The following is a 12,634-nucleotide window of genomic DNA, read 5'->3' as shown; positions in this document are numbered from 1 at the left end:
ACGCGATGCTGCATCAATTTTCACGCACAGAGCTGGCGATTGGCCCGGAAGGGCTGGAGATCATGAAGAACAGCACGGTGGCCGTTCTCGGCATCGGCGGCGTCGGCGGGATGGCGACGGAAGCGCTGGCCCGTACGGGGATCGGCCGGATTATCATGATCGACAAGGATGTCGTGGACATCACCAATGTGAACCGCCAGATTCATGCGCTCACGACGACCGTCGGCCAGCCGAAGGCGGAGCTGATGAGGGACCGCATTCTGCAGATCAACCCGGAGTGCGACGCCATCGCGCTGCGGATGTTCTACACGGAAGAAACCTATGAGCAGCTCTTCCAGTATCCGCTCGATTATGTGCTCGACGCTTCGGACACGATCAGCTACAAGATTCACTTGATCAAGGAATGCCTGCGCCGCAAAATTCCGCTGATCTCCTGCATGGGAGCGGCGAATAAGATGGATCCTAGCCGGTTTCAGGTGGCGGACATCTCCAAGACGAGCGTCGATCCCATGGCTCGTGTCATTCGTCACAAGCTGCGCAAGGAGGGCATCCACAAAGGGGTAAAGGTCGTCTTCTCGACCGAGGAGCCGATCAAGCCGCGTCTGGATGTAACCCAGAAGATTGTACCGGAGAACGCTCCGGAAATCCGCAAAGCGCAGCAGCCGCCGGCGAGCAATGCTTTCGTGCCGCCCGCGGCCGGACTTGTCATGGTTAGCGCGGTTGTCCGCGATTTGCTGGCTAAGGCAGACATCTAGTAATTCCGTGAGTCCACGAACACGGCATTCGCTTCTCAGAAGCGGGTGCCGTGTTTTTGGAATTGGCGTAAAAGCAACTCCGCCACGAAAACATCCTTGTCAAGATAAAACGGCCCTCCGTTTGTATAGGAAGGGCCGCTTAGTGCGGGGAGGCAGGGACTTGTCAGGCTTGAGCTTATCTACCTAGAGGTTATAAAGTTTCCGCATATATTCGCATTCCAGGGCCAGTCCTTGACGCAGCGTCACTTGCGGCTCATAGCCCAGCAGCTTGTGCGCCTTGCGGATGTCTGCCCACGTCTGGCTGGGTTCACCGTAAATTTTTCCGATAAATTGATAGTTGCCTTGAACGCCCAGGAGATCTTCCAAGAGTGCGAGACTTTCCAAGACCGTGGCCCGTTCTTTGCCGCCGATGTTTATAGTCTCGCCAATGACCTCCGGCGCATCCAGGACAGAGGCTACCGCACTCACACAATCCTGCACAAAGGTGAAATCGCGGCTTTGGGTGCCATCGCCATAGATTGTAATGGGCTCCTGATGGAGCAGTTGGCGGATAAAACGATGGAACGCCATATCGGTGCGCTGCCTTGGACCGTACACGGTAAAAAATCTCAGGATCACTACCGGAAGTCCGTTGTTATGGGCGTAGACTCGGCATAGATGCTCGCCGGTCAGCTTGCTGACGCCATATGGGGATAGCGGACGTGTAACGGCATGCTCAGGAACGGCTCCCGATTGCTCCCCATAGACGGATGAAGTGGACGCATAGATGAATTTGGAGATGGGAAATTGCCGGCATGCCTCCAGCAGCGACTGTGTAGCCAAAATATTATGGGATACATAATGTTGAAAATCATTGCCCCAGCTTGAGCGTACTCCTGGAATCCCGGCCAAATGATAAATCACGTCGACTCGCGGCAGAACCGCCGTCCAGTCGGCTTGCCGCAGATCCTGCTGGAGAAACTGAAATCTTGTGTTTCGAAGCAGGTTGGTCAGATTTTGTTCTCTGACGGAAATGGGCGAGGTGGAGGGCACAAACGCATCCATTCCGATCACTTCATGCCGAGGGTCCTGAAGCAGTTTTTCACAAAGATGTGAGCCGATAAAGCCCGCGGCACCGGTGACTAAGATTCTCAAGGTATTCATCCTCTCTGTGTCTGCCCGATTCCGACACCTTGATACAAGTAGCCGAGTGCAGACATTTGCTGAACATTAAGCATATTTCTTCCATCAAAGCAATAATAATCTCTCATGAGGCTGTGCAGCCTGCGCCAATCCGCGTCTTTGTAGGCCTGCCATTCAGAGCACAGAATGACTGCATCGCATGGGGTGAGTGTTTCCTCTATCGAATCGAATGCTGGATACGTGTGGAGCGTAAAGCAGAAGGCAGCATGGCTACCGGATCGTGAACGCGAATAACGGTATCTTTTTCGGCGAGCAAAGAAATCAGCTTTAATGAAGGGGCTTCCCGCAGATCGTCGGTTTCCGGTTTAAACGATAGCACCAAGACCGCGACGGTCTTACCGTACCGATTGCCTGTTCCCAGGTGTGCAGAAGATGCGGGATTTGAGTTCGATTCACACGATCGGCCTGTTCGAGAATGGCTAGCTTTTTCCATGATTGCCTGCGATATGCAGGAGTGCTTGAATATCCTTGGGGAAGCAGGCCCCCCGTAACCGAGACCTGCGTTCAGAAAATACGCGCCGATCCGGTGATCCATTCCGAGTGCTGCAGACACCTCGTTGACAGGGACATCGATGGATTCGCACAAATTGGGAGATTTCGTTGATAAAAAGATATTTTGTGGCTAAAAAGGCGTTGGCAGCATATTTAATAAACTCCGCCGTTCGAGGTGTCGTAATGAGTACGGGGAAGTTGAGCGGTTCATAAAGACTTTGAATCTGCCTGGCTATTGGAGCATGGAGTGCACCGATCACGATACGATCGGGATGCCGCGCATCGTGCCACGCATTGCCTTCCCGCAGAAATTCAGGGTTGGATGCGACATCAAATGCGAGGGGAGAGGGTTGGGCTTCACGAATCATTTGCGTCAATAGTTCGCTTGTGCCGACAGGCACTGTGCTCTTCATCACGATAATTTTATAAGCTTTCATATGCTGGCCGATCTGTGTGGCAGATTGTCTCATTTATTGCAGGTCGGCAGTTCCATCTTCGCGGGAAGGCGTACCCACGCAGATGAAGATGATGTGATGATCGCTCATGGCAGCTACAACATCCGTAGTGAAGCGGATGGAGCCTGCTTGGACGTGTTTCGATAGAATGAGATCCAACCCAGGCTCGTAGAAGGTGAGAATTCCTGCAGCCACAGCGTTCACTTTCCTGATGTCAGGGTCAAATCCGGTGACTTGATACCCGAGTTCGGCAAATATAGCCCCGTTGTGACTCCGAAGTATCCTGTTCCCATGATTAAGATGTTCATCCAGACTCTCCTTTGGAGTCAAGCATATAACTCGATCCGGGCCTGGTAATCGCATGCGTAATCGGCAGCGGGGGGGATATTAGCCGGGTTCCTTCCAGTATGATGCTGTCTTCTAAGCGGCAATTGCTCAGCTTAACTCCGGGGCCGATCGTGACATACGGTCCGATAATGCAGTTGGTTAGCTCAGCACCCGGATCAATACAGACGGGAGGGATGTAATGATTGAGCGAGTCGGAGGCGAAGGATTCGAGCTTTCCGGCAGCTAATTGCTGGTCCAGCATCCAGCGGTTGGCTTCCAGCCAGCGTTCCAGGGTTCCTACATCGGAGTAGTTTTGATTTGTCACACAGAAGGCGATTTTGCGTTGATGATTCAGCATCCATTGGATGGCGTCAGTGATCTCGTATTCGCCCCTGGCGGATGGCGGAATTTTGTGGATGGCCTCAAAGATGGAAGGTTGGAAGGCGTAAGCTCCGAGAAGCGCTAGATTGGATTTGGGCTTTGCGGGTTTTTCTTCCAAATGCACGATTTGGTTTCCTTCGACCTCCGCGATGCCGAAATCGCTCGGGGTTTTGACAGCCGCTAAGATGACAGCTGCCTCGTAACCCTCAACTTGTATAAAGTGTGACAGGCGTTCAAGGGATTCGACGAATAAATTATCGCCTAAGAGCAGGATGAAAGGTGAACGATCTAGAAAAAATTCCGACTGTTTTACCGCGTCGGCGATGCCTAACGCTTGTTGCTGTTCAATGTAAGTAATGGATAGGTTCCACTTCTCACCGTATCCGACTTCTTCAACAAACAAGAAGCGGTGTTCCGGCTTGATCACGATTCCTACCTCTGTCATATAAAGCTCGGCGAGCTTTTCCAGGCAGTAATGAATAATAGGTTTATTGACGACTGGAAGCAGCCCCTTTGGCTTGATTTGGGAAAACGGCTTCAGTCTGTTGCCGTTGCCAGCGCATAGGATGAGTCCTTTCATAAGCATGTTCTCCTTGTCTGTTGTATTTACTATAAATTTATGAAAAAAAAATATTACTGGCAGGGCATTTACCAGAGATGGACAAAAATGTGTGCGGTTAATATCCGCTTTTCGACTCTGTTAGCAGCCTGCACAATATCACTGGCGACTCATAGAATACAGTGAAACTGCTGAGCAGGTTTCGATATTTAAAAACCGAGAGGAATGATTGAATTGTCAAAAGCGGATCAAGTTAAAGGCTGGCTGGAAGGCAAAGGCGAGGCTGAAGAGGTACAGGTGGAATATGCAAGCGGAGAAACGGCAGAATATGATCTGACCGAAGGCGGAGAGTCTGCTCTCTGGAATGAAGTCAACTGGGATCAAGTAATCGAAGTTGAGATCGAGTACGCAGATGGCTCCAAACAGAGCTATGACTTCGAAGAAGACGAAGAAGAGGAGGAAGAGGAAGAGGAAGAGGAAGAAGACGAAGAGGGCGAAGAAGACGAAGAGGGCGAAGAAGACGAAGACGAAGACGAAGAGGGCGAAGAAGACGAAGACGAAGAGGGCGAAGAAGAAGAAGAAGAAGTGGACGATGAGGACGAGAACGAAGACGAAGACAACGAAGACGAAGACGAAGACAACGAAGAAGAAGATGAAAAGAAAGAAGACTAAGAGTGGAACATCAGCATCTAATTGAATCACGATCTTGAGGGCAATCGACTAGCTTCCACTTGGTGTTCGGTAATCCGAAACTGTCCATTTTAAAAGTGTAACTTTCGAAAGCAGAATCAAGCAAACAGCGAACTGCAGCTTGACCGGGAGCCTCTGGCGGTCCCGATGCACCGGCGATGGGCGAAGAGGCCTGTGGGCCTTTTTCGCTCCGCGATCGGCCTATCAGGCCCGCCCCCTCCGCCTTGGGGCAGCTTAGCTCGCCTCCCCATGAAATACCGTGAGCTGCAGTAGAATTTGTCCCCTATTCTGAATCTGTCTTGTCCATTTTCTCAGCACATCCATGGTAGCCAGGTACAGCATCTTCAGCGTGATTTGTCGTTCGGATAGATGGTCTTGCTTTTGGTGACCTTTGGCAGTTGTCAATGGTCTCCCGCGATCATATTGTCGTGTAGATGAGCTTCCGCAGCTTCGGCGGATAGGTGAAGAAGGTCGAGAGCTCCTCTTAATTCTACCGCCACGACTCTATGAGCAGCGGGGACTTCGTTCCTCATGCTTCCTCAAACCGATCTAGTTCCGCTCGAACAGCTTCCTCCGCCGGTGCTTCGTAGATCTGCTTGAGAGTAGCCGTGACTCGTCTCAAGTCTTTGCAGGACACATAGCGTGCGGAACTGAGGATTTGGAGAATGATGCTCAGCACATCTTTATTGTGATCCAGATCCATCCTGATGACCCTGTAGTCTGCTTTGTTCACGACCGCCCGTTAAGGTTTTAGTGCAGCCGATCCAAAGAAGAGGAAGACGAAGAAAACTAAATTCAAGCGGGGCCGTCTCTAAAATAGGGAAATCTAGTTTGGAGACAGCCCCTTACTTGGGAGTTACAGCTGCAGGCTTATTAAGCAAAGGTGCTTATAGGGTCTGTCATGTGCGGGTTAACCGGCGGGACATGCCTATAGGCTTGACGGGGAGTATAGAAAATACCCCGCCAAGCCAGATTTTGAGGCTAAAGTTTTCACAAGGGGGAGGTATTCTCCCCGCTGCGAATGATCGGATGCGGAATATCCGCTATTAAGCCAGGCGTTCCCATACCGACATAATATCCTCGGCTACACGCTGCCAGGTGAAACGTTCTTCGGCGAGCCGGCGGCCCTGTTCCCCCATCCGGCGGCAAAGATCCGGATCGGACAACAACTGGTTTAGCTTCTGTGCATATTCTGCAGGATTTTCGGGGTCCATCACGAGCAGGCCATTGTTGGCCATGACGATCTCTTGGTTACCGCCCCGGTCCGTCGTCAGAAATGGAAGTCCTGCAGCCATAGCCTCATAATGGACACGAGCCAGAGGTTCTTGCCATATAGAGGTGCAGACGAAGATATCAGCAGCCGTAAACCAGCGATGAACCTGATGAGCATCCACATAGCCTGTCGTCAGGACAGGAAGGGGTGACTTTTGCGCAAGCGCTCTGATATAAGCAATATAATCGCTGACAGTCTGATCGCTGTACCAGGCACCTCCGACGACCACCAGTACCGCATCCGAATGATTAATCTGGCCCATCGCCCTCACAAGCACATGCGGCCCCTTATTTCGAGAAAGCCGGCCGACGAATAAAATGACTTTTTTATGACTAAGTCCGTGTTCGGCCCGGAGGGCTTCCCGGTCGTGCTGAACGGCTAGTGATTGGGACCACGGTGTAAAACGGGATAAATCGACACCGGAATAGATGGTCTTGGTCTTGGCTTCTGCCTCAGGATAATAGTTTTCAATGGACTTCCCGATATAATTGCTGATCGTTATGATCCGCTCAGTTTGAAAGATGGTGCCCTGCGCTTCTTGCGGATCAATTTTCTCGGGAGTAAACATGTCGTTGTGCATGCTCAATATGATCCTGGCGCCCGGTGCCAGCTCCCGTACAGGCAGGACCAATTTGGGACGGTTAAATATATGAATGATATCGTATTCCGCCCCATAAAGCCTGACGAACTCCAGTACGCCTTTGGCATAAATGTCAAGTGTGCCCTCGGACGGCACACGAATATAACGAATGCCGTCCGACCATTCGTCGGCGGGCAGCTCGGGATCGTCTCTTCCGAGGATCGTCAGGCTGTGCTTCTGTGCCAGAAAGCCGGCTACGCCGCAAATATACGTTTGAATAGCGCCGCCGCGAATATTGGGGACAGGCAGTTTTTCTGTACAAATCATCAATACGTTCAAATTGCCTCTTCCTCCTTTGATTAAGCTGTCCGTTTACGCTGCTTCAGCTTGGTTTTGCCGGCACTCGTTTTTAGCCGGGATGCATGATTCCGCAAGTTAAGAGGAGCGCTTGTCGTTGCCGCAATCGGTCTGGACACAACTTTGACCTTTGAGGCTGTTCTGGATTTGTTGCCGGAATGTATAGAACGAGTAGAACGTTTGACAATCTTTGTAGTTTTTGTTTTCCGCTGTAGTTTAGAGATTACATTGCGCTTGGCTCCGCTCTTCCTCTTTTTATTAACTTTACTGCGCTTGTTTGATTTGGCAGACAGCGGCTTTGCGATGCGGATGATTTTCTTGCGACGTCTTCTTGGCCTGCGTGAAGGTACAGGAGCGGCAGCGATCGGCAGATGCACAACGATGGGAACTTCAGTTGGCCGTTGAACAGACTCAGCAGACTGAACCTGTTGAACGTGATGAACCAGTTGTTCCTGCGGCAGGACGGAGAACTGTTCAGCAGAACTGTGGACCGGCAATTGAAGAGCGGGTTCACTCCAGGCTGCGTGCTGACCTTCCTGAATGAGCTCAGCATAAGGGACTTCGTGAACGTGCTCAGCGTAAGAGACTTCGTGAACGTGCTCAGCATAAGGGACTTCGTGAACGTGCTCAGCGTAAGAGACTTGGTGAACATGCTCAGCATAAGGGACTTCGTGAACGTGCTCAGTGTAAGGGACTTGGTGAACGTGCTCAGCGTAAGGGACTTGGTGAACGTGCTCAGCGTAAGAGACTTGGTGAACATGCTCAGCATAAGGGACTTCGTGAACGTGCTCAGTGTAAGGGACTAGGTGAACGTGCTCAGCGTAAGGAACTTCGTGAACGTGCTCAGCGAACGATTCCTCCTGAACATACTCAGCGAACGATTCCTCCTGAACATACTCAGCGAACGATTCTTCGTGAACATGCTCAGCGAACGATTCTTCGTGAACATGCTCAGCGAACGATTCTTCGTGAACGTGTTCAGCGAACGAGTCCTCGCGAACGTGCTCAGCGAACGATTCTTCGTGAACGTGTTCAGCAAACGAGTCCTCGCGAACGTGCTCAGCGAACGGTTCCTCCTGAACCTGGTCAGCATACGGAGGTTCATGTTCTTGCTCCGCTTGTGGCACTTGCAAGACTTCTTCGGCAATAAGGGAATGATCAAAAATATCATCATCGGGAGTAAAAGCGTCGACTTTCTCTGGGGAGATGGAGTAGTTTTCGGAAGGGAGGGAAATGGGCCGCTCCTTCAGCAAGCCGTCGAATGCTCCCGGCGCCGCCAGGTTGTCGTAATCCAACACTCTTTCCGTCCAGGATGGTTTCCTCTCTGCTAGTTCCGAGTAGTTTCCGGGAGCGTAGTTCTCCTTATCATGCTCAAGCTCCTGCAATACTTCCCATTTGGTACTTTCTACAGTCAGGACGCGTTGAAGAATATTTGCCAGATCCGTTTGGAGAAAGATCTCGGGCTCAAAGACGATTTCTTTGACATGTTTGTAAAATTCATTGGGAAACGCCATATCGAGCCATAGAATTTCAAAGGTTTCCCGATCAAGCGGATTTCCTTCGTGATAAGCGGCAATCATCCCCCGAAGCCAGGTTAAATCCCAGCTGCCCATATCATCCATCGTACTGGTCATCAGCTTGCGGAGGTCTCGGACAGGCAGGTCATAGGCTACGCCGTCCAAGTCGATGACCCAGATACCGCCCGGTCCCATCTGCCCGTTAGACCAACCGTAATCCTGGTGGGCAAGCCCAAAATGCGCTTCTCCCACACCGGTCATCCGATAGTACGGCGATTGCTGAAACCGTTCATAGATATCTCGGGCCTGCTGCTCAAATTGATCCACTACAGCGAGCAGCGATGCACTTGCAGGATATTCGTTGTAGAGGTGGCAAATATCGCGGAACCATCCGATCTTTGCAATTATTTTTTCATAATATTTGGGCCAGCGGTATAGACGGGATGAACGAGCAGCACCAAACGGAGGCTCATAACCCTGACTTTTTTTGTGAAATTCACCAAGTCCTTTGCAGAGTTCCGCTGCCCCTTCCAAGTCAACCTTCGACACTGGAACAAGCGGCTCAACCCACTCGGTTACGATCCATAGCTTACCGCCAGCTTCCGTATAATGTTGACCGTCCTTATTCGGGAGTAGAGCAGGAACACGCGCTCCCTGCTGAACCAGATAATCCTGTGCACCTATACTGAACAGACTGCGTGCCGGTCCACGGTGCAGTACCTTAAGACTGCGGGGTCCATGATTCGTATCAATCTTCCATATGGCGCCGCCCTTATCCGGTTTTGACGTGATCAGTGTCATACCGTGTAATTCCATGTCGTAATGTGCACTTACCGTTCTGGCCAATTCCTCCAGTTCGGGGGGAACATACTGTTCCAGGACCGTGCCTGGGGGCAGGGTATCCGTAAGTTGATCCCACGGCCCGATTCGATACTCTTCCACCTACATCACTCCATCCAGGTCGTTTATTGTAGAGCCTCCTTGCGGATTTCTGCAGGGTTACCCTTTAAGGCATGTGAATAGACTTCTATCATCTTGGCAGTTGTTTGAGAAACGGGATACATAGCGCTTACCCATTCCTTTCCATCCTGCACGAGCTTGCGCTTGCGTACTTCATCCATATCCAGTGCTGTGCGAAGGTGTTCAATCAATTGGTAGCGCAGTAGTCCGCGGTTCCCTCCGTGATCTCCGAACCAGCTGTCCCAGGCGTCTTCATAATGATCCGGGTTGACCAGACCGAAGAAGCTCTTGCTGCCGATTGCAACGAGCGGCCGCTCGCATGCCATCGCTTCCAGTGCAATTCTCCCTGTTCCGATAATGCAATCGCTGATGGCGTAATACGTCTTCATATTCAGAACTTCTCCGACGTGATGGATAAAGCGTTTCTTTGCTTTGCGGTGCTTCAATGTTGCAAGCTTGAATACATGCTCCTCCTGTCGTCCTCCTCCTGCGATGAGACAATGCAAGTTGGGATGGCTGCTCCCCCGCATCGCGGAAACTGCGTGAATGATTTCGTTGCAGATGTCAGCTTTCTCCCAGGATAAACGTCCGGCATACATCACGACAGGAGCAGAGGGAGGGATACCCAGCTTTTGTCTCAGATAAGCACGATAAGTCGGGCTTACTGTGGAGAATTCCAGGGGATCAATGCCGTTAGGGATCAAAAACGAATGGTGAATTCCTCGGGTCTGGAGCATGAGTTGGACGGAGGGACTGACGCTGGTGAGTGTCGTTCCCCTGCAGACGGAGTGAAGGAATTCTCGGTCATAGTAGGTGCCGTGTACCGTAAAGACGACAGGTACCCGCAATTCATTTGCTGCTGCAATGGCAACACCTCCCGAAGGAATCTGATGGGTGTGCACCAGATCGATACCTTCGGTTCTGATAATAGATTGAAGGATCTCGGTGTTCGCACGGCGCTGAAGCAGATTTTCCTTGAAATTGTCAAGGACAAAATCGATCTCGAAGCACGGACAGCCCAGACCAAGAAAGCTATCGAGCAGCTTTCCTTTTTTGCCGGCTGCCATGACGGTGTAGCCTTTCTTCAGCAGCTCCCTCGTCAACGTGAGGGTATAGGTTTCTGTGCCGCCGATATTGAATTGATCCATGACCATGAGGATGCGGGGCATTTCCGTGGAACTTCGCACGTCCTTGGGAGCAGGCAGCTCCACAGGCGTCAGCAGCTCGGAGATCGCCGGTATAGGGGGAAGAAACGAGATAGACGGGGGTCTGGGTCTCTTTAAGCGGCGGGGCGTTGCCTTTCTTTTTTTGGGATACGCAGGCCGTTTGGGGGACACTCGTTTTTTGTTTAACATTTCATCACCTCCAAATTCGGATATGCTGTACCTCCTCCTATGCATATGTCCGTTCAAATGTCCTTGATAGTGCACGTGCGGATTTACTGGAAAATTATATGAAATACACCTTCGTCCCAGTAATTATAGAAACATACCGAATATAGTGGAGTACAAAACTAATTTCTGGTGGTGGGCGTACTTGAGCAAGCGATATCTCACTCATGATGCCGTGTTGATTGGACGTGGCAAGCAAGGAGAGGTCTATCGAATTTCACCTGAACGGTGCATCAAGATATATAAGGAGCATGTTCATGCCCGTCAAGAGCACGAGGCATACCTTCGCGCTCAGCATTCAGAATATACCCCCAAGCTGTATGAGGCGGGGCCGGACTATTTAATTATGGAATATGTGCAGGGAGAGACCTTATACCAGCGTCTGAAAAGAAAGAAAAGAATGACCCGGAAAGAAGCGGAGATGCTGCACGGAGTACTTAAGGAGATGAAAAGGCTCGAGTTCACCAGACGGGACATCGCCTTATTTCATATTCTTATTCCCGAGGAGGGAAGTCTCAAGATCATTGATTTGGTCCATGCCTATGTCAAGACAAGCAATGTACCCCATTTCCTATTCAAGCAGTTGAAAAAGCTTGGGCAGCTGGATCGATTCGCGGATTATATGAAAGAGATGGATCCTGTGATGCTCGGAGACTGGAACCATTATTTCTTGAAGAGGGGCGGACGTTATGGGCATGTCAGGGTCGTTCAGCCTGAACAATGAGTTCATTCTGGACTATATTTGTCAACGGTTTCGCTTGGGCAACAGCAGGCAGGTCAAGGGTTCTATCGGGGGATCCTATAATGTGAATATCAAGCTGCAAACGAATCAAGGAGAGTTTGTCGTCCGCGTATTGAATAGCTCCAGTACGACTGCTCATTTGAGGTCTCTTCAGAAGGTGCTCACGGCTGCCCGTAAAGCAGGATTGCCTGTTGTACTTCCGCTGGTTTCCACCGAGGGTGAGCCGTACATTCACTGTAAGGGGAGGCTGCTGCAGGTTACACGGTTCGTGGAAATGGGACTCTTTGAAAACAAGAAGGGACAGGTAACTGCCAGCGGGCGCATGCTCCGCCACTTTCATGATGCACTGCAGGCGGTAACGGTCGAGCCAAAGCCCAAATGGTCCTTCAATAAGGACAGAGCTTATTTTCTGAATGCGCTGAGCCTATTGGAGGAAGTCCCTGACATTCCGGAGTACCAGTTAGAAAAGATCCGGTTGATTAGCGAGCGAATTTTGGAGCTTTTTGAGTCTGCCGAAGAGGGACTTGAGCGGTCGATCGTACACGGGGATTGGCATTTCTGGAATCAAGGATACGCCGATGATGAGGTGGTGTGCGTTCTGGATTTTGATTTCGTAGAGCAGGGGTACCGGATTCATGATGTCGCCTATGCTCTGTGGGTCATCTATATGCTGCTGCCGGCGCAATCCAGATCGTTCGACCGAGATTTTCTTAAAGGATATGGCTCCCTGACCGAGGAAGAAGCCACTATACTGCCCGTTGCTGTAGCCAAAGTGGCCTTATTTTTCTTATGTTATTCGGCGTACTCTGCGAATCCGAAGGAAAAATGGCGGAAACAATACCGGAAACAGCTTCCGTTAATCCGTTGGCTGCTGGAAGACGGCGGCCAGAGGTTGCGTGGCTTGACAAGCGAGGGGCAGGAGTTCGTAGAGGACAACGATGAGGAGGATGTCGGGTAGCAGGCCGCCAAAATG

12 protein-coding genes and 2 pseudogenes are annotated in these 12,634 nt (G+C 51.0%); 4 read left to right on the top strand and 10 right to left on the bottom strand.

All coding sequences use genetic code 11. The features are described from left to right. The first annotated feature begins 5 nt into the window (after positions 1-5). Positions 6-755 (top strand): tRNA threonylcarbamoyladenosine dehydratase, encoded by a 750-nt coding sequence (locus WMW72_RS26625; RefSeq protein ID WP_341418617.1) that lies wholly within the window; start codon positions 6-8, stop codon positions 753-755. Between the two features lie 183 nt (positions 756-938). Here the strand turns inward: WMW72_RS26625 and WMW72_RS26620 are convergent, their stop codons facing one another. From WMW72_RS26620 to WMW72_RS26595, 6 genes and pseudogenes are all read right to left on the bottom strand, one after another. Next, entirely contained in the window at positions 939-1,889 is a 951-nt protein-coding gene (locus WMW72_RS26620; RefSeq protein ID WP_341418616.1) for an NAD-dependent epimerase/dehydratase family protein, read from the bottom strand. Between the two features lie 5 nt (positions 1,890-1,894). Then, positions 1,895-2,062: a hypothetical protein gene (locus tag WMW72_RS26615; protein ID WP_341418661.1), complete on the bottom strand. Its 168-nt coding sequence runs from the start codon at positions 2,060-2,062 to the stop codon at positions 1,895-1,897. 32 nt (positions 2,063-2,094) lie between these two features. Beyond that, positions 2,095-2,472, bottom strand: coding sequence for a UDP binding domain-containing protein (locus tag WMW72_RS26610; RefSeq protein ID WP_341418615.1), 378 nt, complete (start codon positions 2,470-2,472; stop codon positions 2,095-2,097). Beyond that, on the bottom strand, positions 2,357-2,689 hold the full coding sequence (locus tag WMW72_RS26605) for a hypothetical protein (protein ID WP_341418660.1): 333 nt from the start codon (positions 2,687-2,689) through the stop codon (positions 2,357-2,359). Before WMW72_RS26605 ends, WMW72_RS26610 begins: the two co-directional genes overlap by 116 nt. 30 nt (positions 2,690-2,719) lie before the next feature. Further along, positions 2,720-3,247: pseudogene (locus WMW72_RS26600) on the bottom strand (hypothetical protein); the annotation flags it as partial. Then, on the bottom strand, positions 3,189-4,172 hold the full coding sequence (locus WMW72_RS26595) for a sugar phosphate nucleotidyltransferase (RefSeq protein WP_341418614.1): 984 nt from the start codon (positions 4,170-4,172) through the stop codon (positions 3,189-3,191). The gene WMW72_RS26595 and the pseudogene WMW72_RS26600, both read right to left, overlap by 59 nt. A gap of 204 nt (positions 4,173-4,376) precedes the next feature. Here WMW72_RS26595 and WMW72_RS26590 point away from each other — a divergent pair, with 204 nt between their 5' ends. Then, a complete protein-coding gene (locus WMW72_RS26590; RefSeq protein WP_341418613.1) occupies positions 4,377-4,823 on the top strand; it encodes a hypothetical protein in 447 nt (148 codons plus the stop codon). A gap of 252 nt (positions 4,824-5,075) precedes the next feature. Here WMW72_RS26590 and WMW72_RS35700 read toward each other — a convergent pair. From WMW72_RS35700 to WMW72_RS26575, 4 genes and pseudogenes are all read right to left on the bottom strand, one after another. Further along, positions 5,076-5,580 (bottom strand): annotated as a pseudogene (locus WMW72_RS35700) (transposase); the annotation flags it as partial. A 307-nt stretch (positions 5,581-5,887) separates the two neighbouring features. Next, on the bottom strand, positions 5,888-7,033 hold the full coding sequence (locus WMW72_RS26585; protein WP_341418612.1) for a glycosyltransferase family 4 protein: 1,146 nt from the start codon (positions 7,031-7,033) through the stop codon (positions 5,888-5,890). 20 nt (positions 7,034-7,053) lie between these two features. Continuing rightward, the gene (locus WMW72_RS26580) at positions 7,054-9,369 is read right to left on the bottom strand and encodes a CotS family spore coat protein (protein ID WP_423227606.1); all 2,316 of its coding nucleotides are present in this window, start codon (positions 9,367-9,369) and stop codon (positions 7,054-7,056) included. A gap of 164 nt (positions 9,370-9,533) precedes the next feature. Then, positions 9,534-10,883, bottom strand: a complete 1,350-nt coding sequence (locus tag WMW72_RS26575; protein ID WP_341418610.1) for a glycosyltransferase — start codon at positions 10,881-10,883, stop codon at positions 9,534-9,536. Positions 10,884-11,064: 181 nt separating this feature from the next. On the opposite strand from WMW72_RS26575, the gene WMW72_RS26570 reads away from it, so the two are divergent. Continuing rightward, the gene (locus tag WMW72_RS26570; RefSeq protein ID WP_341418609.1) at positions 11,065-11,643 is read left to right on the top strand and encodes a serine/threonine-protein kinase; all 579 of its coding nucleotides are present in this window, start codon (positions 11,065-11,067) and stop codon (positions 11,641-11,643) included. After that, complete coding sequence (locus tag WMW72_RS26565) at positions 11,609-12,619, top strand: phosphotransferase enzyme family protein (protein ID WP_341418608.1); 1,011 nt, start codon at positions 11,609-11,611, stop codon at positions 12,617-12,619. Before WMW72_RS26570 ends, WMW72_RS26565 begins: the two co-directional genes overlap by 35 nt. Positions 12,620-12,634: the final 15 nt, after the last annotated feature.

The sequence above is a fragment of the Paenibacillus filicis genome, from assembly GCF_038070315.1.
Classification (GTDB): Bacteria; Bacillota; Bacilli; order Paenibacillales; family NBRC-103111; genus Paenibacillus_G; species Paenibacillus_G filicis.
This window is presented reverse-complemented; position numbering and strand designations above follow the sequence as displayed.

Bases quoted from the DNA above. Each gene is read 5' to 3' on its own strand.
- WMW72_RS26625 (WP_341418617.1), top strand. From the start codon at position 6: ATGCTGCATCAATTTTCACGCACAGAGCTGGCGATTGGCCCGGAAGGG.
- WMW72_RS26610 (WP_341418615.1), bottom strand. From the start codon at position 2,472: ATGGATCACCGGATCGGCGCGTATTTTCTGAACGCAGGTCTCGGTTAC.
- WMW72_RS26595 (WP_341418614.1), bottom strand. From the start codon at position 4,172: ATGAAAGGACTCATCCTATGCGCTGGCAACGGCAACAGACTGAAGCCG.
- WMW72_RS26590 (WP_341418613.1), top strand. From the start codon at position 4,377: ATGATTGAATTGTCAAAAGCGGATCAAGTTAAAGGCTGGCTGGAAGGC.
- WMW72_RS26580 (WP_423227606.1), bottom strand. From the start codon at position 9,369: ATGACACTGATCACGTCAAAACCGGATAAGGGCGGCGCCATATGGAAG.
- WMW72_RS26575 (WP_341418610.1), bottom strand. From the start codon at position 10,883: ATGTTAAACAAAAAACGAGTGTCCCCCAAACGGCCTGCGTATCCCAAA.
- WMW72_RS26565 (WP_341418608.1), top strand. From the start codon at position 11,609: ATGGGCATGTCAGGGTCGTTCAGCCTGAACAATGAGTTCATTCTGGAC.